Source organism: Azospirillum brasilense (genome assembly GCF_001315015.1).
Classification (GTDB): Bacteria; Pseudomonadota; Alphaproteobacteria; order Azospirillales; family Azospirillaceae; genus Azospirillum; species Azospirillum brasilense.
Window position 1 is genome coordinate 182,151 of record NZ_CP012918.1, and the last position, 24,564, is coordinate 206,714.

Annotated in this window: 20 protein-coding genes and 2 pseudogenes; 9 read left to right on the forward strand and 13 right to left on the reverse strand. The window is 64.2% G+C overall.

All coding sequences use genetic code 11. The annotated features are described in order from the left end of the window. Positions 1–312 precede the first annotated feature (312 nt). The 3 genes from AMK58_RS28640 to AMK58_RS28650 form a co-directional block, all read right to left on the reverse strand. The gene (locus AMK58_RS28640; protein ID WP_059399802.1) at positions 313–1,665 is read right to left on the reverse strand and encodes a cbb3-type cytochrome c oxidase subunit I; all 1,353 of its coding nucleotides are present in this window, start codon (positions 1,663–1,665) and stop codon (positions 313–315) included. Positions 1,666–1,681: 16 nt separating this feature from the next. Then, the gene (locus AMK58_RS28645; protein ID WP_059399803.1) at positions 1,682–2,134 is read right to left on the reverse strand and encodes a c-type cytochrome; all 453 of its coding nucleotides are present in this window, start codon (positions 2,132–2,134) and stop codon (positions 1,682–1,684) included. A 319-nt stretch (positions 2,135–2,453) separates the two neighbouring features. Then, a complete protein-coding gene (locus tag AMK58_RS28650; protein WP_059399804.1) occupies positions 2,454–3,167 on the reverse strand; it encodes an IS6 family transposase in 714 nt (237 codons plus the stop codon). Between the two features lie 59 nt (positions 3,168–3,226). Between AMK58_RS28650 and AMK58_RS30785 the strand changes: the two are divergent. Then, positions 3,227–3,313: pseudogene (locus AMK58_RS30785) on the forward strand (IS5-like element ISMex42 family transposase); the annotation flags it as partial. 6 nt (positions 3,314–3,319) lie between these two features. Here AMK58_RS30785 and AMK58_RS28655 read toward each other — a convergent pair. Together AMK58_RS28655 and frc are read right to left on the reverse strand one after the other, a co-directional pair. Beyond that, positions 3,320–5,476 carry an acetate--CoA ligase family protein gene (locus AMK58_RS28655; RefSeq protein WP_035679914.1) on the reverse strand — a complete coding sequence of 719 codons (2,157 nt, stop codon included), beginning with the start codon at positions 5,474–5,476 and terminating at the stop codon, positions 3,320–3,322. Between the two features lie 149 nt (positions 5,477–5,625). Next, on the reverse strand, positions 5,626–6,903 hold the full coding sequence (gene frc / locus AMK58_RS28660; RefSeq protein WP_059399805.1) for a formyl-CoA transferase: 1,278 nt from the start codon (positions 6,901–6,903) through the stop codon (positions 5,626–5,628). A gap of 750 nt (positions 6,904–7,653) precedes the next feature. Here frc and AMK58_RS28665 point away from each other — a divergent pair. Next, complete coding sequence (locus AMK58_RS28665; RefSeq protein WP_196813291.1) at positions 7,654–8,307, forward strand: SGNH/GDSL hydrolase family protein; 654 nt, start codon at positions 7,654–7,656, stop codon at positions 8,305–8,307. A 52-nt stretch (positions 8,308–8,359) separates the two neighbouring features. On the opposite strand, the gene AMK58_RS31060 is transcribed toward AMK58_RS28665, so the two are convergent. Beyond that, positions 8,360–8,515 (reverse strand): hypothetical protein, encoded by a 156-nt coding sequence (locus tag AMK58_RS31060; protein ID WP_167555949.1) that lies wholly within the window; start codon positions 8,513–8,515, stop codon positions 8,360–8,362. 1,017 nt (positions 8,516–9,532) lie between these two features. Here AMK58_RS31060 and AMK58_RS30150 point away from each other — a divergent pair. Both AMK58_RS30150 and AMK58_RS31650 read left to right on the forward strand, forming a co-directional pair. Then, complete coding sequence (locus tag AMK58_RS30150) at positions 9,533–12,727, forward strand: PAS domain-containing protein (RefSeq protein WP_082413775.1); 3,195 nt, start codon at positions 9,533–9,535, stop codon at positions 12,725–12,727. 167 nt (positions 12,728–12,894) lie between these two features. After that, positions 12,895–13,135: pseudogene (locus AMK58_RS31650) on the forward strand (HD-GYP domain-containing protein); the annotation flags it as partial. A 45-nt stretch (positions 13,136–13,180) separates the two neighbouring features. Here AMK58_RS31650 and AMK58_RS28675 read toward each other — a convergent pair. After that, the gene (locus tag AMK58_RS28675; RefSeq protein ID WP_059399806.1) at positions 13,181–14,443 is read right to left on the reverse strand and encodes a sensor histidine kinase; all 1,263 of its coding nucleotides are present in this window, start codon (positions 14,441–14,443) and stop codon (positions 13,181–13,183) included. 240 nt (positions 14,444–14,683) lie between these two features. On the opposite strand from AMK58_RS28675, the gene hmpA reads away from it, so the two are divergent. Then, on the forward strand, positions 14,684–15,910 hold the full coding sequence (hmpA, locus tag AMK58_RS28680) for an NO-inducible flavohemoprotein (protein WP_035683791.1): 1,227 nt from the start codon (positions 14,684–14,686) through the stop codon (positions 15,908–15,910). A 136-nt stretch (positions 15,911–16,046) separates the two neighbouring features. Continuing rightward, positions 16,047–16,301 carry a hypothetical protein gene (locus tag AMK58_RS28685; RefSeq protein WP_035683801.1) on the forward strand — a complete coding sequence of 85 codons (255 nt, stop codon included), beginning with the start codon at positions 16,047–16,049 and terminating at the stop codon, positions 16,299–16,301. 157 nt (positions 16,302–16,458) lie between these two features. On the opposite strand, the gene AMK58_RS28690 is transcribed toward AMK58_RS28685, so the two are convergent. From AMK58_RS28690 to AMK58_RS28715, 6 genes are all read right to left on the reverse strand, one after another. Beyond that, positions 16,459–16,737 (reverse strand): DUF6522 family protein, encoded by a 279-nt coding sequence (locus AMK58_RS28690; RefSeq protein ID WP_035683793.1) that lies wholly within the window; start codon positions 16,735–16,737, stop codon positions 16,459–16,461. A gap of 138 nt (positions 16,738–16,875) precedes the next feature. Then, positions 16,876–17,550, reverse strand: a complete 675-nt coding sequence (locus AMK58_RS28695; RefSeq protein WP_059399807.1) for a DUF4142 domain-containing protein — start codon at positions 17,548–17,550, stop codon at positions 16,876–16,878. A 23-nt stretch (positions 17,551–17,573) separates the two neighbouring features. Beyond that, positions 17,574–19,487 (reverse strand): nitric oxide reductase activation protein NorD, encoded by a 1,914-nt coding sequence (locus AMK58_RS28700; protein WP_059399808.1) that lies wholly within the window; start codon positions 19,485–19,487, stop codon positions 17,574–17,576. A gap of 4 nt (positions 19,488–19,491) precedes the next feature. Then, on the reverse strand, positions 19,492–20,307 hold the full coding sequence (locus AMK58_RS28705; RefSeq protein ID WP_059399742.1) for a CbbQ/NirQ/NorQ/GpvN family protein: 816 nt from the start codon (positions 20,305–20,307) through the stop codon (positions 19,492–19,494). After that, positions 20,307–21,656, reverse strand: coding sequence for a cbb3-type cytochrome c oxidase subunit I (locus AMK58_RS28710; RefSeq protein WP_059399743.1), 1,350 nt, complete (start codon positions 21,654–21,656; stop codon positions 20,307–20,309). Before AMK58_RS28710 ends, AMK58_RS28705 begins: the two co-directional genes overlap by 1 nt. 14 nt (positions 21,657–21,670) lie before the next feature. Further along, the gene (locus AMK58_RS28715; protein WP_035680906.1) at positions 21,671–22,123 is read right to left on the reverse strand and encodes a c-type cytochrome; all 453 of its coding nucleotides are present in this window, start codon (positions 22,121–22,123) and stop codon (positions 21,671–21,673) included. A gap of 682 nt (positions 22,124–22,805) precedes the next feature. On the opposite strand from AMK58_RS28715, the gene AMK58_RS31655 reads away from it, so the two are divergent. The 3 genes from AMK58_RS31655 to AMK58_RS28725 all read left to right on the forward strand — a co-directional run bounded on the left by AMK58_RS31655 (position 22,806) and on the right by AMK58_RS28725 (position 24,446). After that, positions 22,806–23,261 carry a multicopper oxidase domain-containing protein gene (locus AMK58_RS31655; protein WP_236778388.1) on the forward strand — a complete coding sequence of 152 codons (456 nt, stop codon included), beginning with the start codon at positions 22,806–22,808 and terminating at the stop codon, positions 23,259–23,261. A gap of 202 nt (positions 23,262–23,463) precedes the next feature. Next, entirely contained in the window at positions 23,464–23,673 is a 210-nt protein-coding gene (locus AMK58_RS31660) for a cupredoxin domain-containing protein (RefSeq protein ID WP_236778389.1), read from the forward strand. A 146-nt stretch (positions 23,674–23,819) separates the two neighbouring features. Beyond that, positions 23,820–24,446 carry an FmdE family protein gene (locus tag AMK58_RS28725; protein ID WP_035680911.1) on the forward strand — a complete coding sequence of 209 codons (627 nt, stop codon included), beginning with the start codon at positions 23,820–23,822 and terminating at the stop codon, positions 24,444–24,446. Positions 24,447–24,564: the final 118 nt, after the last annotated feature.

The window sequence follows — 24,564 nt, forward strand, 5'->3', positions numbered from 1 at the left end:
GCATCGAAACCCTCCCGCAGAGCCAACCCGCACAGACGGGCGAAGCGACGGGCGAGAGAGGGCGCAGGGTCTCATGATCGGCGGCAAGATCAGTGACCAGCTCATAAGCTCCTGCGACCGCGATGAGGGGAAAGGGCCTGGTGCTCTGCCGCATCCGGAACGGGAAGACGCTTGTCCTTCCAGCGTTCCAGATGGGTTTCCAGTTCGTTTAGAAGATCAATGAGCCGGTGATGGTCTTCGTGCAGGAGTTGGCCGGTTCGGCTTTCGGTATGCATGGCGACGCTCACCGGAGAGGAGAGGGTTTGACGTGTTTTACTCTGCAGGCTGGACGGCCCCGCGGATCCCCGTGGTCTTCCGGGCCGCGGGCACCGGACCCAGCAGGGCGTAGAGGTAGAGGACGGCGCCGATGAACACCGCGGCACCGGCGGCCAGACGCACCCAGTAGAAGGGGGCGATCTCCGCCTGGACGGTCATGTAGTCCATGCCCATCACGCGCTGGAGGTGGACCTGCACGACCCCGGCGAAGGTCAGGGCGAAGGTCATCACCGCCATGCCGCCGGTCATCAGCCAGAAGCTGGCCTTGTTGAGGGTCTGGTGGTAGGGCGCGACGCCGCGCAGATGCGGCATGGCGTAGCTGAAGATGGCGAGGTTGATCATCACATAGGCGCCGAAGAAGGCGAGATGCCCGTGCGCCGCCGTCACCTGCGTGCCGTGGGTGTAGTAGTTGACCCAGGACAGCGTGTGCAGGAAGCCCCAGACGCCCGCCCCGAAGAAGGCCGTCACCGCGCAGCCGACCGACCACAGCAGGGCGGCCTTGTTCGGGTGATCGCGCCCGCCCTTCAGCACCATCTTCACCGCGAAGACGACCATGAAGAAGAAGGGGGCGACCTCCAGCGTCGAGAACAGCGAACCGATCCACTGCCAGTAGCCCGGCGTGCCGATCCAATAGTAATGGTGACCGGTGCCCAGCAGGCCGGAGAAGAGGGCCAGCCCGACGATGGCGTAGAGCCACTTCTCGACGATCTCGCGGTCGACGCCGGTCATCTTGATCATCAGGAAGGCGAGGATCGAGGCCATCACCAGCTCCCACACGCCCTCGACCCAGAGATGGACGACGTACCACCAGTACATCTTGTCCAGCGCGAGGTTGGTCGGGTTGTAGAAGGAGAACAGGAAGAACAGAGCGATGCCCCACAGCCCCATCACCAGGATGTTGGTGATGACCGTGCGCCGGCCCTTCAGCACCGTCATGGAGATGTTGTAGAGGAACATCAGCGCGACGACGACGATCGCGACCTTGATCCACGTCGGCTGCTCCAGGAACTCCCGCCCCTCGTGGATGCGGAAGACGTAGCCGACGACGGCGGCCAGCGCGCCGAACATGAACAGGCCGAACTGGATGTAGGCCAGCTTCGGGCTGTGCAGCTCGCGCTCCGCCTCTTCCGGGATCAGGTAGTAGGCGGCGCCGAAGAAGCCCATCAGAAGCCACACGATCAGCGCGTTCGTGTGGATCATCCGCAGGATGTTGAAGGGAAGCAGTTCCGACAGGACGTTGGGCAGCACATAGACCGTGCCGGCCAGCAGGCCGACCAGGAGCTGAACGCCGAACAGGGCCAGCGCACCGTAGAAGTAGGGCAGCGCGACCTTTTGGGATTCGTATTTCATGGCCTTTCGTCCTTCGTCAGCCGGAAATCTTGGGCGGCCAGTTCTGGGTGTTGATGCGGCTGGTCCACTCCAGGAAGGCGGCGAGGTCGTTGACCTCCTGCTCCGTCAGGTGGAACTGCGGCATCTGGCGGCGGCCCTCGATGCCGCTGGGCTGGGCGGCCATCCAGCCGGCCAACGCGGCGCGCGCGCCCTCCGGGTCCTTGTCGCCGCCGTAGCGGATCCAGACATTGCCCAACTCCGGCGCGAAATAGGCGCCCTCGCCCAGCAGCGTGTGGCAATTGATGCAGGAATTCTTCTCCCACACATGCTTGCCGCGGGCGACGCTGTCGGTCAGCCCCTTGCTGTCGGTGCCGGTGTTGACGACGTAGATGTGACTTGCCGCCGTCAGCGAGACGAAGGCGACGAAGAAGAAGAGCGATCCTCCGTAAAAGATGTTCCGGGCGGCCGCTTTGGTGAAGCGTTCCGTCATGCGTTCGTCTCTCCTGGATCGGCCCCGGTCCAGATGACGGATTGTTCCCGTGAGCCTGTGAATCGGCGGTTACGCCGCCATCCGGCACAAAAGGTGACGAGATCGCTCGGGCTATCCTTGATTGTGGTCAAGCAATGCCACGGATCGGCCTCGGGCTCTGTTGCAAAGTTGGCCGGCAGGCAGCGGAATGGCTGGACGCTGTTGGGAGCCAAGCCGTGTCGGACTTCAAGGGACGCCACTTGGAGGGTGAGATTGGGTACTGTCAACTTCACGGCCGGTTGACGAGCTGAGGGTCTGAACAACCTGCGTTCTGGATGGTTCAGGCGGTCAGGGCGAGGCCGGTCACCTCGCGCCAGATGGTGAAGGCGCGCGCTCGGGTGTCACGGTACTCGGTGGCGGAGATCAGATGGCGGCGGAGCTGGAAATGGTTGTGGATCGGGCTGTGGGTGGAGAGGAACCTCTGGGCATGCCGGGCGGATTTGAACCTCTTCATGTGCCGCTCGCGCCGTCGCGTTGGCTGATGTGACACTTCGCAGGCGTTGTTCAGGTAGCGGCTTTGCCGATGCTCGCTGCCGAGCTTCAAGTCCTTCTTCGCTGCCGCGTAGGATTTCAGCTTGTCGGTCACCAGCACTCGCGGCGTGCGGCCCTGCTTTTTCAGCAATTTGCAGAGCAGGCGCTTGGCCGCCTTGGCATCACGCCGGCTCTGCACCAGCACATCGAGCACGAAGCCATCGCGGTCGACGGCCCGCCAGAGATACTGCTTCTTGCCAGCGATGGTCAGGACCACCTCGTCGAGGTGCCACTTGTCGCCGCGCTGGGGAGCACGTCGGCGCAGTTGGTCGGCGATGTCGCGGCCGAACTTCAGGCCCCACTGCCGCACCGTTTCATAACTGACGAGGATGCCGCGCGCTGCCAGCATCTCCTCGACCATCCGCAGGCTCAGGGGAAAGCGGAAGTACAGCCAGACCGCCGTCGCGATGACCTCGGCGGGGTAGCGGTAACCAGTATAGCGGTGGTCGGCGCGGGTCGTCATGCCGCTCCATATCCCGCCTTCGCCCGATCCCGCAACCCGTCCAACGCCAAATTGACGGTGCCATTGCCACCCGCTACGAGAAAACTGCCAACTCCTTCACGGGCGTCCTTTGCCTCGCCGCCGCCCTCGATTGGATCAAGCGCTAACAGGCCCTAAACCAGCCCGGCCGCGCGAGCCCACTTGTACTTGGCACCCAGCACCGCGACCGGCGTCTCGGTCGTGTAGGGGTAAGCCACGACGCCATGGTCATACAGGTGGTTCGCGGCCTCCTCCACCTGGACGTCGCCGGCCAGCGAAGCGACGATGGGCTTCTCGATGCCCTGCGCCTTCATCTCCTCCTTCACCTCGATGACGAGCTTGGCAAACACCATTGGCGGCGTGATGATCGTGTGCCAGTAGCCCAGGATCAACGCGTGTATGCGGTCGTCCTCCAGGCCAAGCCGGATGGTGTTCTGGTAGGTCGACGGCGGTTCCCCACCCGTAATGTCCACCGGGTTGCCGGCGGCGCCGAAAGGCGGGATGAATTTGCGGAAGGCGGCGTCGAGGTCCGGCGGCATCGCCATCAACGACAGGCCGTTGTCCACGCAGGCGTCCGACAACAGCACACCCGATCCGCCGGCGCCTGTGATGATCACGACGTTCTCGCCCTTCGGCGTCGGCAACACCGGGATTCCACGGGCGAATTGCAGCAGGTCCTGCAGACTGCGCGCCCGGACCACGCCCGACTGCCGCAGCACGTCTTCGTAAATCCTGTCGTTGCCGGCAAGCGCGCCCGTGTGGGAACTGGCCGCCCGTGCGCCAAGGGCCGTGCGCCCGGCTTTCAGCACGACCACCGGCTTCTTCTTCGAAACCTGCTTGGCGGCCTCCGCGAAGGCCCGGCCGTCCTTCAGGTCCTCGCAGTGCATGGCGACGACCTGGGTGTTGTCGTCCTGTTCGAAGAAGTACAGCAGGTCGTCCTCATCGATGTCCGACTTGTTGCCGAGCCCGACGATCGCCGAAACGCCCATCTTGGCGGAGCGGCTGAAGCCGATGATTGCCATGCCGATGCCGCCGGACTGCGACGACAGCGCCGCCTTGCCCTTCACGTCGTACGGCGTGCAGAAGGTGGCGCACAGGTTTGCCGGCGTGTAGTAGAAACCGTAGATGTTCGGCCCCATCAGCCGCACGTCATGCTTGCGCGCGATGGCGACGATCTCCTCCTGCCCTTCGACGTTGCCGGTCTCGGCGAAGCCCGAAGGGATCAGCACGGCACCGGGGATTTTCTTCTCGCCGACTTCGCCCAACGCCTGGGCGACGAACTTGGCCGGAATGGCGAACACCGCCACGTCGATGTCGCCCGGCACGTCCTTGACGCTTTTGTAGGCCCTGTAGCCGAGGATGGCGTCGGCCTTCGGATGGATCGGATAGATCTGGCCCTTGTAGCCGCCGTTGATGAGGTTCTTCATCACCGAGTTGCCGATCTTCCCATCTTCGGCCGAGGCGCCGATGACGGCCACCGCCTCGGGCTTCATGATCCGGTTCATCTGCCGGACAATCTGCTCCTGCGACGGGCGGTAGCGCGGCGTCCTGGCCGCGAAATCCAAGACCACGCGCACGTCGGCGGCGGTGGCTCCGTTCTCGCGCGCGAAGACCGGGTTGAGGTCGAGTTCGACGATCTCCGGCACCTCGTCGACGAGGCGCGAGACGTTGACGATCACCTCGGCGAGCGCTTCGTGGTCGACCGCCTTGCCGCCACGCACGCCTTTCAGCATCTCCGCGGCCTGGATGCCGTCAAGCATCGAGAGGGCTTCCTCGCGACTGACCGGGGCGAGGCGGAAGGTGATGTCCTTCAGCACCTCGACCAGCACGCCACCGAGGCCGAAGGCCACCAGCTTGCCGAAACTCGGGTCCGTGATGGAACCGACGATGACCTCCACGCCGCTCTGCAGCATCTGCTGGACCTGCACACCGATCAAGCCCGCCCCGGGATCATGGGCGCGGGCGTTCTCCATGATGGTCCTGAAGCCTTGTCGGACGGCGTCGGCGTTCTGGAGACCAACCAGGACGCCGCGGGCTTCAGTCTTGTGCAGGATCTGCGGCGACACGATTTTCATCACCACCGGGAAACCCATACCCTCGGCGAGGGTGACGGCTTCCTCGGCGCTCGTCGCCAAGCCTTCCTTCGGCACTGGAATGCCGTACACATCGCAGAGTTGCTTGGCTTCCGGCGCGGTCAGCGCATTGCGGCCCTCGGCCTTGGCGGTGTCGAGAAGGCGGCGGACGACATCCGTTGGACGCTCGGTGTGGAGCGGATCGATGACTGTGGTCATGGCCTTTCCTCCTTTGCAAACTGGTCGGCTCACGTCTTGAAGGTGAGCTTGGATGGATTTTCGGGGGCGGCGGCCTCCTGCAACGCGTCGCCGGCGATGCGCTGATGGGCCATTGCGTTTGTCCTTTTCGGGGAGGACCGCCGCCTGTCCTACTCGGTGGTCAGCGGTCTGCGCGCGGCACCCAGAGCGCCGCTGTCGCGAACCTCGCCGATGCGGCGTTCGTCGAAGCCGAGCACCTCGCGCAGGATCTCGTCGGTGTGTTCGCCCAGAAGCGGCGACCGCGTGACCTCGGTCGGGCTGTCCGACAGCTTGATCGGGTTGCCGACCGTCAGGTACTTGCCGCGCGTCGGGTGGTCCACCTCGACGATGGTGCCGGTCTCGCGCAGCGACTGATCCTCCGCCAGCTCCTTCATCGACAGGATGGGGCCGCAGGGGATGTCGTACTTGTTCAGGATCTCCATGACCTCGAACTTCGTCTTGGTCATGGTCCACTCTTCGACGGTCGCGAAGATGTCCTTCAGGCGCGGCAGGCGCGCGGCGGGCGTCGCGTAGTCCGGATCGGTGACCCACTCCGGCTTGCCGATGACGTCGCAGATCTTCGCCCAGACCGGCGCCTGGGTGATGAAGTAGATGTAGGCGTTGGGATCGGTCTCCCAGCCCTTGCACTTCAGGATCCAGCCCGGCTGGCCGCCGCCCGAGGCGTTGCCGGCGCGCGGCACGGTATCGCCGAACTCGCCGTTCGGGTACTGCGGGTACTCTTTCAGCGGGCCGCGCTCCAGCCGCTGCTGGTCGCGCAGCTTGACGCGGCAGAGGTTCAGCACGGCGTCCTGCATGGCCGCCAGCACCTTCTGGCCGCGCCCGGTCTGGGTGCGCTGGTAGAGCGCCGTCACGATGCCCAGCGCCAGATGCAGGCCGGTGCCGCTGTCGCCGATCTGGGCGCCGGTGACCATCGGCGGGCCGTCGTCGAAGCCGGTCGTCGAGGCCGAGCCGCCGGCGCACTGCGCGACGTTCTCATAGACCTTGCAGTCCTCGTAGGGACCGGGGCCGAAGCCCTTGACCGAGGCGACGATGATGCGGGGGTTCAGCTCCTGGATGCGCTCCCAGGTCAGGCCCATGCGCTCGAGCACGCCGGGGGCGAAATTCTCGACCATCACGTCGCAGATGCGCACCAGATCCTCCAGGACGCGCTTGCCGTCCGGGTTCTTGGTGTCCAGCGTGATGGACCGCTTGTTGTGGTTCAGCATGGTGAAGTAGAGGCTGTCGGCCTCGGGCACGTCGCGCAGCTGGCCGCGCGTGATGTCGCCCTCGCCCGGACGCTCGACCTTGATGACGTCGGCGCCGAACCACGCCAGAAGCTGCGTGCAGGTCGGACCCGACTGAACGTGGGTAAAGTCCAGAACCCGCACGCCTTCAAGTGCCTTGCCCATGCCGTCTCTCCCTGTTGAGCCGCAGGCATGCGGAGCCTGGCGGCGTGACCAAACCGTTCGCCATTGAAACGAGCAGGAGTGGAGGATGCAGGCCGTTGATCCCCGCGGGCCTCTGAATGGCTACCGAAGCCAGCCCTTTATTTCCAATATTCGCTGATTACCTTCTTTCGTTCTGGCATATTGTTTGCCGCACTGTGTTGTGTACTCCTGGACAAAACCCTGCCTGACCAATTCGCAGAGTGCCGGCCTCACGGCGGCCGGCTTCAAGCTTGCCGCTTTCGTGATGGCCAGCAGCGAGACCGGAGGTGTCGTGGCCTCGGGACCTGGCATGGCGCGCAGCGTGTTGAGCATGGTCCAATTGACGGAAGTTGGAGAGATCACACACGCCTCCCTTGGTGCGCTGGGGATCGCTGCCTTTCGCAGTCCATGTTGCAATCGGCTCTGGCATGCCAGATCCAATACACCCAGGCTAAAACCTCAAGTTCACTTGAGGTCAAGAAGAATTTTGGGGCAGTGAATCGGTCCGATTGGGCCTGATGTGCACCCCCGTCTCCCAAAGCCCCCGTTTCGGCGTTGATGTGCATTTGGGCTCGAGCCGCACTCAGGCACCCTGGCACGACGGTAAGCGCCTTCAGCGCCAGCGTGGGTCAAGCGACCAGAGGGCACAGGAAGATGGAGAGAGCTCCGCTTTGAAATGGGAGGAAAAGCCGTTGTTCGCTGTTGCGGCAATGGCACTGAGGGAGACGCTGCATGGTTTCATCCGCATCGATGCCGCATATCGTCCTGCTGGGCGATTCGATCTTCGACAACTCCGCCTATGTCGGAGGCGGACCGGACGTGACGGCACAGCTTCGTTTGCGTCTGCCGTCGGGCTGCCGTGCGACGTTACGAGAAGAAGACGGTGCCGTGACCAGCAGCGTCGTTCGGCAAATCCAGCAATGTCCTCCTGACGCGACTCATCTCATCGTGTGTGTGGGTGGCAACGATGCGTTGCGCCACTCCGGTCTGCTGGATGAAGGAGCGCGATCTGTTGCCGCGGTGGTCAACAGGCTGGGCGAGATCCGGGAGCGGTTCGAGGGCGACTATGGGACAATGCTCGACGCCGTCTTGGCCTCGCGCTTGCCGACGGCAGTCTGCACGATCTACGACGCGCGCTACCCCGACCCGCTTCGGCAACGATTGGTCATTACCGGCCTGACCATCTTCAACGACGTCATCACCCGTGAGGCATTTATACGGGGCTTGCCGCTCATCGACTTGCGCCTGATCTGCGACAAGGCGGAGGACTACGCAAATCCCATTGAGCCGTCTGTTCAGGGTGGTGCGAAGATCGCCGCTGCCATCGCCGCTTTGACCACCTCCCACAACTGGCCACAAGGACGATCGGCGGTGTTTGCGTTCTGACGAGGACAACCACCATCCCTCCTGACGTTGCCACCTCGAAAGTGGACACAGTTTACTGAGTAAAGAATAGCCACGCTACCGTGCCGACTGAAGCCAGCGCGGCGAGCACTGCGCCGCTTCGCGTCATGACACCCTGGCGATACAACAGCACAACCATGCCGATTAGCAGCGGCGAGACGATCAGCAGTCCGATTTGGGCTTCATTCATTGGCACTGTCTCTTCCGTTGGATCAGTTGGTGGTTCGGGCGCGATATGAATGCTGCGAGTGTGGAGAACGGGTAGCCTTGATCGTCGTCAAAAGCAGCTGGACTTCATCGGATTCGGTCGCACATCGGATAGTGGGCACGCGGGACCGCGGTATCGGCGCCGTCAGGTGATCGCGACGAACAGGGCCTGGATGAAGGCCGACGGGGCCGGAATGTTTTTGATGGGAACGGCGGCGACCTGCCCGTAACGGACTATGGCGACGATCTGTTCGCCGGCGATGGTTTGCCGAGCGGTGTGATAGCTCTTGAGTCCGAGCCCTGGCCGGACCACCGCTTGGTGCCTATGGTCTGATCATACGACGCTCTTTCGCGGGAACCACCCGATGCGCTGGAGTTGAATGGGCGCCTTCACAGGCAGCTCCTCATGACGAGCGGTTCGCGGCGGGGCGATGGTCAGCGTTGCAGCCGAAGAGGTAGCAATCATGAGGTCACTCATCTGAAAACGCGAATCACGCTGAATCGTTCGCCACCATCCTGGTTATCTTGCGCAAAATTTGTTCAATATTACTTCTACGAGGCTCGGCACGATGGTCGATTTTCCGCCAAGCATAGCGCTCGATGGGTGCCGGACCGCTTACTTATGCCTCCGTCAGGCTCAGTATGCATGCTCCGACGAGGCTGCCCAAAAAGAAGGCATTCTGTGTTTTTCCTCTATGGCGAAGAATTACGCCGAGATGGTGCTGCGCCATGGAAATATAATCCAGCGCTGGGAAGCAAAACAATTGCTCAAAAAAGTTCTGCGAGCCTGCAGGAGTGAAAATTGATTTTCACAGGAAGGGGTTTTTCCGGATGGAGTGCGGGAAAGCAGTAGAGGCGGTTTATGATAGGACTGACAGCTCTGCCTCAAGGCATACGCCGATGCCTATCCTTTAGGCGGCCGCATTTTTATCTAATCACATACCGGTGTATTTTTGTATAATGCTCCAGGGAAGAAAAGGGCGGCCCTTGGAGACAGGAATTGCTGAAGTCCTTACAGAAGCGAGCGCCTCGTAAAAAAGCCAACCGCCTGCTGCCATTCCTCCTGCTCATCGCTGCTCCGTTGCTGGCGTTCGAGCTCTTTCCGATCATGCAGCTTCATACGGCCCGTGAGGCCGAGCTTCGACAGGATGCCAGCTACTTTCTCGACCTTGTGGACGCGGAACAAAGACGGATCATACAGGACATCCATCACATCCTGTTCGCTCTTACCGAAGCGGGGGTGGGGAGTATGGACGCCACGGCCTGCCAGGAGGTCATGTCCCGGATCAGGGCCAAGTATCCGAGCTACATGGCAATGGAAATTTCCGACGCGAACGGTGCCGTATGGTGCTCGACAGACTCCATGACGGTGGGGCGGGTGATTGCAGGTCGGCTCCTCCAGGATGCGGCGCGCACCGATGGCATCGTCACAGGCCAGTCCATGCTATCGCCGATCACGGGACAACCCGCCATTCCCTTCGCCCGTGCCCACCGCCGGGAGGATGGAGATTATCATGGAGTGATTGCGGCACTTCTCGACGCCGCTTGGCTGCGGGAGTCCCTCACGCAGGACTCCTTGCCGGACAATACCTGTCTCCTTGTCGCCGACCGTGACGGAACGGTTCTCGCAACCATCCCTAACGCACCGGAACTGGCCGGCCGCTTGTTGCCTGAACCGTTCGGTCATTTGTTGCGCGAGGCGAACAAAGGTGTGGTTGAATTGGCGGGGATGGACGGTCGGCCACGGGTGTTTGCCTATTCACCGGCAACGTCGGGTGCCCAGGGCTTGTATCTGCATGTCGGGCTCGACAAGGCAACGGCGATGCGTCCCATTCACACCGCAACCTTCTGGACCGTGGCCGTCTTTCTTGGGCTGCTCCTGACCACGGGCCTCGGCGCCCTGTGGGGTGTACGCCGTTTCCTGAGAGTGCGCGAAGAGGCCCAACACTCCGCCCGCAAAGTCAGCGTGTTGCTGGCCAACACCGTGGATGGCGTCATCGAGTTCGATCGGGACTGGCGATTCCTCAAACTCAACGACATGGCCAGGACCCTGGTCGCTCAAGGCCGCGACCTGCTCGGCATGCGGCTGTGGGACGCTTTTCCCGAACTCGCCGAAGGCCAACTGGCGGATGAGTTGCGCAGGGCCATGACCGAACGGGTTCCGGTGGACGTCGAATTCCGCGGTCCGCAGACCGGCCGCTGGTTCTGGCTCCGAGCGTTTCCCACCCCGAGGGGCCTGACCGTCCATCTGTTGGACATTTCCCGACGGACGATGGCCGAAGAGGAACTTCGGGCAAGCAACGAACGCCTCAGCTTGGCCCTGCAGTCGGCTCAGGCCGGCAGTTTCGACTGGGATTTGCGCACTGGGCGCGGGCACTGGTCGGAGGGCAGTTATCACCTGTTCGGCTTGGACCCGGAGAGCGATGCTCCCTGCTTGGAGTCCTGGCTCCGTACAGTGAAACCGGACGATGTCGAAACCATCACGGCCGCGGCTCAGGCGCAGCTCTTCGGTGAGCGGAAGCCCTATCTCGTACTGGAATACCGCATCATGCTCCCGGATGGGGCGGTCCGATGGGTGTTATCCACCGGACGTGTCCACTACGACACGGACGGCAAGCCGTTGCGCATGAGCGGCCTGAACATCGACATCACCGAGCGCAAGTCCGTGGAGGCGGCCTTGCAGCGGAGCGAACGTAATCTCGCCATTGCCTTGAACGCCGCAAACGCCGGTCTGTGGGATCTCGATCTCCGCACTGGCGTCGTGACCTGGTCGGACGGCATGTACCGTCTGTTGGGTGTCGATCCGACGACGTTCCACCCCAGTGAACCCGCGTTCTACGACCTGGTTGTTGCGGACGATCACCCGGTGTTGCGGCAGGCCGTGCAGGACGTGCTCGAAGGCCGGCGGCCGGTTTACCAGGCGGAGTTTCGCATTTCGCATCCGGGAAAGGGGGTCTGCTGGTTACTGGGAGTGGGGCGGGCGGAACATGATGGCAGCGGTCGTCCAATCCGCCTGAGCGGCATGAACATGGACGTCTCCGAGCGTCGGGCAATGGAGCAGGCTCTACGGGATGCCAAGACCCTGGCCGATGAAGCCAACCAGTCCAAGTCCAGATTTCTGGCCGCCGCCAGCCACGATTTGCGGCAACCGCTCCAGTCGGCTTTGCTGTTCGCCGGCGTTTTGCAGTCTCATGCCCTCGAGGACCGGGGCCGCCGCTCGTTAATGGCCCTGGAGCGTGCCTTGGACACGTTGAAGGCCCTGCTCGACAGCCTGCTCGACGTTTCTCGCTTGGATGTCGGAACGATTGTGCCTCAGGTCCGTGACATGCCGCTTGCGTCGCTGCTGGATGAGATGCGAGCCGCTTATTCACCGATCGCGGCGAGCAAGGGTCTGGAACTCCATGTCACCGACCCCGGACCAACTCTGGCGGTGCGAAGCGATCCGGTGCTGCTCGGTCGCATATTGCGCAATCTGGTCGAGAATGCTTTGCGCTACACCCCTGAAGGCTATGTGCGGGTCGTCTGCGACATCGCTCCCGACCGCGTGAGCATCCAGGTTCACGACAGTGGAATCGGCATATCCGCCGAGCAGATGGGTCGGGTGTTCGAAGAGTTCCATCAGGTCAACAACCCGGAACGCGACCGGAGCCAAGGGTTGGGTCTGGGGCTTGCCATCGTGCAGCGGCTCTCCCAACTGCTTGATCACCCGGTGACCGTACGCTCCGAACCGGGGCGTGGATCGACCTTTGCGGTCGATGTCCCCCTTGCGAGCGCCGCGGGGACAAGTCCGCCCCGGCCCAAGCCGGTTGTAACGGCCGACGGGCAACGGCGTTTGGCTGTTCTGATCGATGACGACGTGATCGTGCTCTCCGGGTTGCGGACATTGTTCATGGAGTGGGGCTACGAGGTCGTCATCGCCGGGTCCGCGGCGCAGGCTCTCGAAGGTCTGCGAGACATGCCGCGTGCGCCGGACCTTGTCGTCGCGGATTATCGACTGCGAGGAGGCGAAGTCGGAACGGACGCCGTCGCCTCCATCCGCGCACAGGCTGGCCATCCGATACCCGGCATCATTCTGACCGGGGATATGGGGTCTGACAGCGAACGCCACGCCACGGCCCTCGGTGTGGCATTCCTCCGCAAACCCGTCGCCTCCAATCAACTCCTTGCCGCTGTGCAGGAGTTTCTCGGCAGTTGATCCAACCTTGTCGCTGAGTTGGTTCGATCCGCATCGGGTTTGGAAAAGGCCGTCCTGCTCGTATCACGCCGTTGTGGAAACGCCTTCGCTTTGTGCACGGCAAGGGCATGCCCATTGATCATGCCGCCAAGCGCGTTCTGGGAGCATCCCAACGGCCTTTCCGCGTGGCCATTCCACTGGAAGCGCGCATTGTCGCGGTCGCCGACGTGTTCGACGCGCTCACGTCGGAACGTCCCTACAAGGGAGCGTGGACGAACGAGGCCGCGGCGGCTTTCCTCTGGAAGCAGGCGGCCCGGAAGTTTCAATCCGGACTGCGTCGCGGCTCTCCTTGCAGACATGAGCGCCATCGCGGCCATCCCGCAGCATTTCTGCGATACCCCTTCGAGCGGGTTAGTGGCTGGCCGCTGACGCTGGTCACGGTGCCCCCTCGGGCAAGGGCTCTCGCTCGCCCGCCTATGGACGTGCGACAGAACCAGCCACTGGCAGGGCGACGCTGATCGTTGTTCCCGCCCCTGGACGGGATTCCACCGTGATCGGATAGCCGAGGTGATCCGCCAGCGTCTTCACGATGGACAGGCCAAGGCCCAGGCCAACGACCTCATCTCCGGCTTCGATGCGGTAGAACTCTTCGAAAATGTCGGCCAGGGAACTCTCCGGGATGCCTCGGCCGGTATCGGAGACGTCGACCCATACCTTGCCGCCGGCAGTGCGGCAAACAATTCGGATTTCCCCGCGGTCGGTGTACTTGATGGCGTTGTCGATAAGGTTGTGGAGAATGCGCGACGCAAGCAGCCGGTCCGTGCGCACCGTCACCCCTCTGCCACTCCCTTCCATGCGCCAGTCGAGCCCCTTGGCTGCGGCGGCCAGTTGGAACGTCGCTGTGGCGTGCGTCATCAGATCGTCCAACGGGACGTCTTCGATCCGGACGGCGATCGTGCCGTCGTCCATCCCCACCAGATCCTGCACGCCATCCATCAGTCGCTTCACCACGCCCAGGCAGTGCTTCATCGTCGACACGTAGATTTCCCCGCGGTCTGTGACCCGGGACGACAGGGCGTGGGTGGCGAGGGTCAGGGCATGGACCGGTTGGCGCAGGTCATGGTTCAACGTCGCAAGGAGCCGGGTGCGCGCCGTGTTGGCCCGCGCCAGTTCCTTGGCCTGCGTCCGTGCGGCTTCGGCCGCCTCCTGCAACGATTCAAGCAGGCGGACGTTGGACAGCGCCAGGGCCGCCGATCGGGCGATCGCCAACAGGAGGGTGACGGTGCCCGTGTCGGGCGTGTGCCGCGCTGCCCAATAGGCACCAATGGCGGCGATGGGCTCTGGCGCGCCGACCGGCACCATCACGAGGCTGCGCACGAAGGTGGGGCGATAGGCTTCGTGTGGAATGCGCGGATCGGCGTAGATGTCCGGAATGACCGCCGGTTGCCCGGTCAGCATGGCCCAGCCCGAGATGCACGTGCCCATGGGAAACCGCTGCCCCTTCCACAGCGGGCTGATCGCGTTCTCCTCAACGTAATGGCACAGGTCGCCATCGCGCAGCACGATGGTGACGCCGTCGGCGCCGGTCAGGCGGCGCGCGGCCGCCCGGAGGATGGAGACCACGGCCGGCAGGTCATGGGCAAAGAACAGGCGTTCGTTGAGATCGACGAGCGCCGTCAGACGGTCGGCATCGCGCAGGGCGGACGGTTGCAGGGCATCGGTATCGGCAGCGGGCATCAGCCACGGTTCCCAGGCGGTTCGTTACGCCAACAGTCCTTGGCGTGAAGAAGCGGACGAGCGCTTCGTACCCCGAAATATAGCGCATGGAAGCCGCTTCCGCAGCAGGAACTCCAGCGCCGTTGACGACCTATGCCTGGGCAATCGTAACCTTTTGAGGTCGGTCCGGTTCCGGGGAATTTGCCGGAACCGGTTGAATTGGCGGAGGGTTGAATCGCCATTGCAGCACGGAGACAATTCATGGCGGAGGCTCTCAGCAACCGAACCATCGACATCGTCAAGGCCACGGTTCCCGTCCTGGAGAAAGGCGGCACCGCGGTCACCGACCGCATGTATCAGCGATTGTTCCGCACCCCGGAAATCCGCGACCTGTTCAATCAATCTCATCATGGCGAGACCGGGTCGCAGTCCAAGGCGCTGACGGCGGCAATCATCGCCTATGGCCGCAACATCGACAACCTGGGTGTGCTGGCCTCGCGGGTGGAGCGGATCACGCAGAAGCATGTCGGGCTGAACATCCTGCCCGAACATTACCCCTATGTCGCCGATGCCCTGCTCGGCGCAATCAAGGACGTGCTGGGCGGCGCCGCGACCGACGAGGTCCTCGACGCCTGGGGCGAGGCCTATTGGTTTCTGGCGGACGTGCTCAAAGCGCGGGAGGCCAGCGTCTACGCCGGGCTCGCCACGGCGCCGGGCGGATGGAACGGCTGGCGCGACTTCACGGTGGAGAGCGTGACGCCGGAGAGCGACATCATCCGCTCCTTCATCCTGGTTCCGGCGGACGGGCGCGGTGTGATCCGCCACCGCCCCGGTCAGTATCTGACCTTTGCGCTGGATATGCCGGGAGCCGGTGTGCTGAAGCGCAACTATTCCATCTCCTCCGCTCCGGATTCCCGGTCCTACCGCATCAGCGTCAAGCGGGAGGAGGGCTCGGGCAGGCCGGCGGGGCTGGCCTCCGACTGGCTGCACGATCACGTCAAGCCGGGCACGGTGCTGAAGGTGGCGCCTCCGGCCGGCGAATTCTTCCTCGACGAGGCTTCCGCCGGGCCGGTCGTTCTGCTGAGCGGCGGCGTCGGGCTGACCCCGATGATGAGCATGCTGGAGAGCATTGTCGGTTCCGGCGATGGCCGGCCGACCTGGTACATCCACGGCGCCGAGAACGGCCGCGTTCATGCGATGCGCGATCATTCCCGGGCACTGGCCGCTCAGGCTCGCAACATCACGCTGCGCACCTATTACAACGCCCCTGACCCGGCCGACGTTCAGGGGCGCGACTACGATGAGCGAGGTTTCATCAGCATGGATTGGATCGTGGCCAACACCCCGACGCAGGAGGCGGCCTACTATCTGTGTGGCCCTCGACCGTTCCTGCGCGCTATGGTCGGCGGCCTCGCCGGCCGGGGTGTGCCATTGGGCAGCATCCATTACGAGTTCTTTGGCCCAGCGGACGAACTGCTTGCCGTATGAGGTTTCAGGGCGTGCGCCGATTCAGTTCAGGGGGACCGCCAAGGGCGCGGCGCATGCTGCCTTCCAATTGCCACCATGCGCCTTTGCTCTGCAGGGAGTCACTGTAATGCCTCGAAATCCACGGCGCTCCGCTTTCTTGCAGAAGCATAATCTGGTGTCATTCCTATTGACCCATCTGGCGATTGGGGTCGTGGCCGGCGTTGTCGTTTGCCTCGGCCTTCTCGCGCTGGATGTCGCCAGTCTCCGTACACTGCTCCTTGGCTCCGACTACTGGCTGATCGGTTTCATCCTGCTCTTCGGCTCGGTTTGCGGAACGTTTGGCGGTGTGGCGATGGCTGTCGCCGTGATGAATCTGGGCGACTGGTCCGATCACCCGGATCGGGATTACTGACCCAACCCTGGCATCGTCAGGGGACGACCGCCGTGAAGCCGGCGACGATCGGGTTGCCGTGTGGGGTTGAACAGAGGTCCTTGATCGACGGACCCGTCGTCCGGGCTCACGCCGCTCACATGGCCGCGCTCTTCGCGCCCTCCCATCCACCTCGACCTCATGCAACATGAAGTGCATGGCCCTGCGCGTCCAGAACCAGCACCGATTGCCGTGCCCGGTAGCAGAAGGTCACCCGCCTCCGACCATGGTCCACACCCGTTCCCTGTTCATGAACCTGATGGACCATGCCCTTCTTCAGTTCTTCCATGAAGGCGCCCGGTTCGAGGCCGAGGAGCGACCCCACGATCGCGGCGTCAAACACGAGATCCCCAGCTCCGTCCACCTCGGCAACCTGGGTTCCGAGCAGCGCTGCCGGCTGTGGTTGCGTTTCCGTCATGTCCGCCTCGCTTGTCCTTGGAATGATGACCGGAGGGGATCATGACATGAGGCGTTGTCGCCGTCTTTGCCCAGGGGCAAACGCACGAAAACTGCCCGGTCACCGGCGGCGCACCGTTCGCCATGGCGGCCGCCGGCCTCAACGGGCCTTGGTCGGATCGCCATACTGGACCGGCTGGCCCGTGGCCGGAGCGCTGATCCCGAAGCGGCCGGCCATCTGCCGCAGGGCGTCGCGGTCCTTCTGGATGGACACCAGACTGGTGATCGCGAAGGTGGCAAGCTCGCGGTCCGGCGTGTTCGACGCCTCGGTCTGGTAGAGGTCGACGATGCGGTCATGAATGCGAAGCTGCGCCTCAATGTAGCCCTTGGCGAAGGCATCGCCCGACGCCCCGGACAGCGCCTTGACGGCGTCCGGCGTCATGCCCTCCTGGGCGTTCGCCGGGTTGGTCACCGCCCCAGCGGCACCGAAGGCGTCAGCGCGCTCCGGCTTCAGCTGGTCAGCCGGCGGCAGGGGGCGGGCCGAAGAAAGCCGCTTCAGGGACTCGCCCAAAGTGGTGTGGGTCTCCGCAATTCCTTTGGCTAGAGTCTTGAACGCCTCGTCCGGCCCCTTCTCCGCCGCAAGACGCCCGAGCTCCGCCTGCCTCTGGCTGGCCGCGGCCGCCTCCTTGAGGAAATGCGCATCCTCGACGGGCAGGGACTGCCCCGGTTGCGGCGGCAGGCGGGGCGTAGTGTCCGGCCGGATGTTGACCTGCGCCCAGGGAGAGCCGGACACCAGGACGGCTCCGAGGATGGCGGCAAGGATGATCCTGAGCATGATGCCTCCTGTTTCTTGAGCGTTCAGCCGGTCAGCTGGCGGTAGATGGCGGGCAGCGCCGCGGGCAGGCGGGCGGCGTGCGGGAAGATGGCGTAGGCGCCGGGGCCGAAGATGTAGGGCAGGTAATCGCGCCCCTTCTCGTCCACCGTGACGCCGAACAGCCGCAATCCGGCACGGCGCGCCTCCTGCACCGCCACGCGCGTGTCCTCGATGGCGTAGCGGCCCTCGTAATGGTCCGTGTCGTTCGGTTTGCCGTCCGTCAGCACCAGCAGAAGCCGGTGTGTGTGCGGGCGGTCCTTGAGAAGGGCCGTCGCGTGGCGCAGCGCCGCTCCCATACGTGTGTAGCTGCCCGGCTTGAGCGCCTGGATGCGGCGCACGACGCGGGCGTCCAACCGCTCCTCGAAGTCCTTTACGGTGCGCATGTCCACCCGGTGGCGCCGGTGCGAGGTGAAGGTGAGGATGGCGTGCTCGTCGCCGCAGGCGGTCAGCCCGTGCGTCAACGCCAGCAGAGCCTCCTTCTCGACGTCGAGCACGCGCCGATCCTCGATGCAGCTGTCGGTGGACAGCGAGACGTCGACCAGCACGCACACCGACAGGTCGCGGGCGACGTTGCGCACCGCCGTGTAGACCCGATCCGATCCGATGCCGCCTGCGCACCGGTCGGCGACCGAGCGGACCAGAGCCGACAGGTCGAGGTCATCACCGTCGGGCTGCCCGGTCATCATTTGGCGGCGCGGCCGCATCGCCTCGAACTGGCGGCGGACCAGGCGGATGCGGCGCAGCGCGTTGTCGTCGGGCCGCCACTCCTCCCCCTCCAGCGCGGCCGGCTCGGCGATCACGCGGCAATGGTCGGGATGATAGAGACGGCGTTTCCAGTCCCACTCGTGATAGGTGATTTCCGCCCGCAATGGCGCGACGTCGGCGTCCTCGGAGGCCAGATCGAGGTCGAGCTTGAGCTTGGTCGACGCCTTGCGCTCGTGCTGACCCACCGAGATCTCGTCCAAGTCCTCCGCGGCCTTGCGCGCGCTTTCCTCGTCGTCGTCCTCAACCTTGCGATTGAGATTGACCATCTCCGCCAGCCCGAGAATCTTCTCGAAGCGGTTCAGCATCAGCGGGTCGTCGCGCCGGGTCTGGTCGTTCTCGCGGCGCTTGGCCCTGCGACGCTTGCCGTCGCCTTCGGCCCCGGCGCCGCCCTCCTCATCCGTCTCGGGGGAAGCGGCGCCCTCCGGTGGTGCGGACACCTCGCCCCACAGCGGCACCGGCAGGAAGGGCCGATAGCCGGAGGCGGCGCGGAAGCGGTCGAGCGGGACCGTCGCGTCGGTGACCGCGGCCAGCAGGTCCGGATCGGCTGGGCCGCCGCTACCGATGAGCGTTCCGACGAGTGCCTCTACGGCGGCCTCCTGTCCGGGCAGCCGCCGTTTGGGCCGGGCCGCGCGCATGGCTTGGCAGAGCCGGACGTGCAGCGGGCGCAGACCCGGCCATTCATCGAGCGCCCGTTGCGTGGCCCGACGGGCCGAACGCAGGCGGACGAGGTCGGCCTGCAGCGGGTCGTCGGGCATCGCCGGAGGCGGTTCGGCCTGGACGAAAAAAATGGCGAGCCATTCGTAGAGCGCCGCGTTGTCCTCGCGGGAGGGGAAGACATCGACGCGGTCGGGAAGCTGGAGGGTGACGCCGTCGTAGCGGGCGCGTTCCAGCTTTTCCGTCCCGAGACCGAGACGCTGCTTCAGGCCGAGACGATGCCCGGACGTTTCGGCGGAGGTGCCGGCGATGCGCACGGCGCCGGGGCCGCCGAGCGCCCGGAACAGCACGCCGAGGCGCGCGCGAACCTCGTCGAGGCGGACCGCGGCGTTGGGATGACGCGGGTAGGACGCGGCGTCACCGACCAGACGGTGCCACAGGGCTCCGACGAACTCCTCGGGTTCCCAAATCGAGGCCATGCGATCATCCCAGCGTGAGTTCGGCGACCCGAAGCAGCGCCTTTTTGACCTCCGGATCGTCGGTGAGCGGTTCGATCATCGACGCCAGGATCGCCTCGTCGCGAGGCATGCCGTCGCGGATCAAGGAGGCGCAATACACCAACAGCCGGGTCGACACTCCTTCCTCAAGATCCTGTCCCTTGAGCGCGCGCAGGGCGTTTCCCAGCCGCACCAGCGGAGCGACCCGGTCGGCGGACAGCCCGCTTTCCTGGACGACGATCCCGGTTTCGGCATCGGCCTTCGGGAAGCCGAACTCGATGGCGACGAAGCGCTGGCGCGTGCTGGGCTTCAGCGACTTCAGGATGTTCTGGTAGCCGGGGTTGTAGGAGACGACCAGCATGAACGCCGGCGGGGCCTCCAGCAATTCGCCGGTGCGCTCCAGGGGCAGCAGGCGGCGGTCGTCAGTCAGCGGGTGCAGCACCACGGTGACGTCCTTGCGCGCCTCGACCACCTCGTCGAGGTAGCAGATCGCGCCTTCGCGCACCGAGCGGGTCAACGGGCCGTCGGTCCAGACCGTGTCGCCGCCTTTGAGCAGGTAGCGGCCGGTCAGGTCGGCGGCGGTCAGGTCGTCGTGGCAGGACACCGTGTGGAGCGGACGCCCCAGCCTTGCGGCCATGTGCGCGACGAAGCGGGTCTTCCCGCAGCCGGTAGGCCCCTTGAGCAACAGCGGCAGACGGTTGCGGTGGGCATGCTCGAACAACGCCACCTCGTTGCCGGTGGGAGCGTAGAAGGGGACGGCGCCGCCCGCCGTCCCATGCTGGGAGGACGTCTCCTCCGCCATCACTCGGCCGGCGCGATGGAGGGCTGGGTGCGCGCGGGCACCCGCCCGCGCGCCGGTCCGAACACCGCATAGACGAACATGAGCACCGAGATGACCACGAAGATGCCGGAACCCAGGCGCATCCAGTAGAACAAGGCCAGCTGCTCCTGGACCTCCATGTAGGTCATGCCCAGCACGCGCTGCAGATGGACCTGCACGACGCCCGCGAAGGTCAGCGTGAAGGTCATGAAGGCCATGGCCGAGGTCATGATCCAGAAGCTCCACATGTTGAGCACCTGGTTGTAAGGCGCGCGGCCGCGCAGGCTCGGCAGGGCGTAGCTGATGATCGCGAGGTTCAGCATCACGTAGGCTCCGAAGAAGGCAAGGTGCCCGTGCGCCGCGGTGACCTGGGTGCCGTGGCTGTAGTAGTTGACCCAGGACAGCGTGTGCATGAAGCCCCACACGCCAGCACCGAAGAAGGCCATCACCGGGGTGCCGAGCGTCCACAGGAAAGCGGCCTTGTTCGGGTGGTCGCGCCGCCCCTTCCAGGCCATGGTGAAGGCGAACACGACCATGGCGAAGAAGGGCGCGACCTCCAGCGTGGAGAACAGCGAGCCGATCCACTGCCAATAACCCGGAGCACCAATCCAGTAGTAATGGTGGCCGGTGCCCAGCAGGCCGGAGAAGAGGGCGAGGCCGACGATGGCGTAGAGCCACTTCTCCACGACCTCGCGGTCGACGCCGGTCATCTTGATGACCAGGAAGGCGAGGACAGAGGCCATCACCAGTTCCCACACGCCCTCGACCCACAGATGGACGACGTACCACCAGTACAGCTTGTCCAGCGCGAGGTTGGTCGGGTTGTAGAAGGCGAACAGGAAGAAGACCGCGATTCCCCACAGCCCGAGCAGGAGGACGTTGGTGATCGCCGTCCTGCGGCCTTTGATCACGGTCAGCGAGACGTTGTAGAGGAAGATCAACGCCGCGACGACGATGCCGATCTTCACCCACAGCGGCTGTTCGAGGAACTCGCGCCCCTCGTGGATGCCCAGCGTGTAGCCGACCACCGCGCCCAGCGCGCCGACCATCAGGATGGCCAATTGGGCGTAGGCGAGCATCGGGCTCTCGATGTCGCGCTCCGCCTCCTCCGGGATCAGGTAATAGGCCGAGCCGAAAAAGCCGAGCAGGAGCCACACGATCAGCGCGTTGGTGTGGATCATGCGCAGGATGTTGAAGGGCAGGATCTCGGACAGGAAGTTCGGCAGGACGTAGACGGTCCCGGCGAGCGAGCCGACCAGCACCTGGACGACGAACAGGGCCATCGCGCAGGCGAAGTACCAATAGGCGATGCGTTGGGTCGCGTATTTCATGCCATGCCTCCCCTTCAGCCCGCTTGGTTCGGTGGCCAGCCTTGCGTGTCGATGCGGCTGGTCCATTCGAGGAAGTCGACGAGGTCGTTGAGTTCCGCGTCGGTCAGGTTGAACTGCGGCATCTGGCGGCGCCCCTCGACCCCGCTGGGCTGCGACTGCATCCAGGCGATCAGCGCCGTGCGCGCGCCTTCGGCGTCCTCCCGCCCGCCGTAGCGGACCCAGACGTTGCCGAGCTCCGGGGCGAAGTAGGCACCCTCACCAAGCAGCGAGTGGCAGTTGATGCAGGCGTTCCTCTCCCACACGTGCTTGCCGCGTGCGACGCTGTCGGACAGCGTGGCCTCGTCCGTGCTGGTCACTCGAATGTAGTAGTGGCTGTGAATCGTCAGGGCGACGAAGGTGACGAAGAAGAAGAGCGACCCGCCGTAGAAGATGTTGCGCGCCGCTGATTTCGTGAACCGCTCGGCCATCACCTCCCCCTGCTATCGTTACACGGTTAGGTTACGCGTCCAACACCAGTGGAAGCGCAAACAGGACCGTTGGGCCAGTGCGGAAAAGGATAGGATGGAACGACCGAGTGTCCTCGAACGCGGTTCTCGAAGCCGAAGGATGCTGCATGGCGCGGCAATCCTGTGCGGCGGCATTGTTCACGCCGTGAGCCGCGGCGGGATGTCGCAGGGGCGCCGGACCGATTCCATGCTCCAGCGGGACGGACGATGAGCTGCTCAGTGACCTCATCAGCATCCGCTTGTGATTGTGGTTTTCTCAGTCCTTTGCAGGCGATACACCCCTTCACCCCTCGCTCCAGAAAGCAACTTCTCGCAATTGCGAAAAATCAGAATAAAAACGGAAGTGATCGGAGTGTTGCCCTTACCTAAAATTCTTGACGACCGTTAAGTAACAGGGCCGGGAAATCTGGGACGTTGGCTTCACAAGCAACACTCGCCCTGGATTGCATCATGAAAACCAAGACCTTCCTGGCCACCGTCAGCGCCGCCGCCCTCATCGCCCTGTCGGGGATCGGGCCGCATCGGCCACCACGCTGTACGCCGAGCCGAAGGTCAAGGAGCCGGCGGTCGACATTGTCCAGGACCCGCGGCGGTCTCGGCGCCGGAAGCGGCGGGCAAACGCGCGCCAAAGACCCACAACGTCGTGTTGACCACGACCGAGGTCGAAGCCAGGCTGGATGACGGCACGACCTACACTTACTGGACGTTCAACAACAAGGTCCCCGGCCCGATGGTCCGCGTCCGTGTCGGCGACACGGTGAACGTGTCCATGACGAACGCGCCCGGGTCGGTCATGAACCATTCCATTGATTTCCACGCGGCCACCGGTTTCCTCGGCGGCGGACAGATCACCCAGGCGGAGCCGGGCCAGACCAAGGAATTCTCGTTCAAGGCGATGGCCCCGGGTGTGTACGTCTATCATTGCGCCACGCCGATGGTCGCCCAGCACATCGCCAAGGGCATGTTCGGTCTGATCGTGGTCGAACCCGAAGACGGTCTGCCGAAGGTCGACAAGGAATTCTATGTGATGCAGCAGGAGATCTACGCCACCAAGGCGAAAACCTGCCGGCGGCGGAAGACGACTACGACGGCTTGGTGAACGAGAAGCCCTGGCTATCTGGTGTTCAACGGCGCCGTGGGTGGTCTGGTGAAGGACAAGCCATTGAAGGCCAGTGTGGGCGAAACCGTGCGCATCTGGTTCGGTGTCGGTGGACCGAACTTCACCTCGTCGTTCCATGTCATCGGTGAGATCTTGATCGGTCCACAACCTCGGTGCCCTCGACACGCCGCCGCTGAAAAACGTGCAGACGGTCTCGGTGGCGCCGGGCGGGGCGACGATGGTGGAGTTCAAGGTCGACTATCCGGGCAAGTACGCCTTGGTCGACCACGCTCTGAGCCGCGCCACCAAGGGGCTCATCGGCATTCTGGAAGTCGATGGCAAGGCGGACGACAGCATCATCCTCGACAAGAGCGGCGACTCCCGCAAGCAGCTCGGCGAGATGAAGCATTGATCCCACCCGGTGGGATGCGCACAGGGGAAGGTGGGGGTGAGACCCTTGCCTTCCTCCGTTGGGCATTCCCGCTTGCCACCGGTGCTTGGCCGTTCCGTTTGCGCGAGGACAAAGAGGCCCTTTCATCATCGTGGGATGATCCGGTCATGACCTTACCATCCTTCTATGATGCGGCGCCGCGGCTCGTCGTGTTCGATCCGCTCAGCGCGTTCCTCGGCGCGGCCGAGGACGGCCTGATTCATTACGGCTATGCCGATGCCGTACGGCTGGCCGGCCATTCCTGCCCGACCGTCGCGGGCGCTTACCTGATGACCGTACGGTCCCTGGAGCGTCTGTATCCCGATGAGGTGCCCGAGCGCGGGACCGTCGCAGTGTCTGTTCGCGAGGCAGCCGACGACGGTGTGGCCGGCGTGATGGCAAGCGTCGCCACGCTGCTGACCGGAGCGACGGAAAACACCGGCTTCAAAGGCATCGCTGGACGCTTCGACCGCCGGAACCTCCTGACCTTCGGGGTCGGCATTCAAGGGACGATGGCCTTCGTCCGCACGGGCACGGGAGCGGGCGTGCAAGCGACGCTCGACAGCGGCGTCGTGCCGGTCGATCCGGCGATGTCCGGCCTTCTTCAGCGCCTGTTGTCCCACGCGGCATCCCCGGACGAAGCGGCACAGTTCCGCACCCTATGGCAGGAACGGGTCCGACGCATGCTGGTGGACCACGCCGACGATCCTCGGCTGGTCAGGCTTACCGCCTGGAATGGTCGACCCGACGCGTGACCTCCTTTCAAACGGCTTCGAACATGCACACCGACAGCCAGACCGGCCAACTCCTGCACGACGATCATCACCGGACCATCGACCTTCTGAACGCGTTCGAAGCCTATCTCGAACGCAC

Excerpts from the sequence above, each read along its gene's own strand:
- AMK58_RS28640 (WP_059399802.1), bottom strand. The coding sequence starts at position 1,665 with ATGAAATACGAATCCCAAAAGGTCGCGCTGCCCTACTTCTACGGTGCG.
- AMK58_RS28645 (WP_059399803.1), bottom strand. The coding sequence starts at position 2,134 with ATGACGGAACGCTTCACCAAAGCGGCCGCCCGGAACATCTTTTACGGA.
- AMK58_RS28650 (WP_059399804.1), bottom strand. The coding sequence starts at position 3,167 with ATGACGACCCGCGCCGACCACCGCTATACTGGTTACCGCTACCCCGCC.
- AMK58_RS28655 (WP_035679914.1), bottom strand. The coding sequence starts at position 5,476 with ATGACCACAGTCATCGATCCGCTCCACACCGAGCGTCCAACGGATGTC.
- frc (WP_059399805.1), bottom strand. The coding sequence starts at position 6,903 with ATGGGCAAGGCACTTGAAGGCGTGCGGGTTCTGGACTTTACCCACGTT.
- AMK58_RS28665 (WP_196813291.1), top strand. The coding sequence starts at position 7,654 with ATGGTTTCATCCGCATCGATGCCGCATATCGTCCTGCTGGGCGATTCG.
- AMK58_RS31060 (WP_167555949.1), bottom strand. The coding sequence starts at position 8,515 with ATGAATGAAGCCCAAATCGGACTGCTGATCGTCTCGCCGCTGCTAATC.
- AMK58_RS28675 (WP_059399806.1), bottom strand. The coding sequence starts at position 14,443 with ATGCCCGCTGCCGATACCGATGCCCTGCAACCGTCCGCCCTGCGCGAT.
- hmpA (WP_035683791.1), top strand. The coding sequence starts at position 14,684 with ATGGCGGAGGCTCTCAGCAACCGAACCATCGACATCGTCAAGGCCACG.
- AMK58_RS28690 (WP_035683793.1), bottom strand. The coding sequence starts at position 16,737 with ATGACGGAAACGCAACCACAGCCGGCAGCGCTGCTCGGAACCCAGGTT.
- AMK58_RS28695 (WP_059399807.1), bottom strand. The coding sequence starts at position 17,550 with ATGCTCAGGATCATCCTTGCCGCCATCCTCGGAGCCGTCCTGGTGTCC.
- AMK58_RS28700 (WP_059399808.1), bottom strand. The coding sequence starts at position 19,487 with ATGGCCTCGATTTGGGAACCCGAGGAGTTCGTCGGAGCCCTGTGGCAC.
- AMK58_RS28705 (WP_059399742.1), bottom strand. The coding sequence starts at position 20,307 with ATGGCGGAGGAGACGTCCTCCCAGCATGGGACGGCGGGCGGCGCCGTC.
- AMK58_RS28710 (WP_059399743.1), bottom strand. The coding sequence starts at position 21,656 with ATGAAATACGCGACCCAACGCATCGCCTATTGGTACTTCGCCTGCGCG.
- AMK58_RS28715 (WP_035680906.1), bottom strand. The coding sequence starts at position 22,123 with ATGGCCGAGCGGTTCACGAAATCAGCGGCGCGCAACATCTTCTACGGC.
- AMK58_RS28725 (WP_035680911.1), top strand. The coding sequence starts at position 23,820 with ATGACCTTACCATCCTTCTATGATGCGGCGCCGCGGCTCGTCGTGTTC.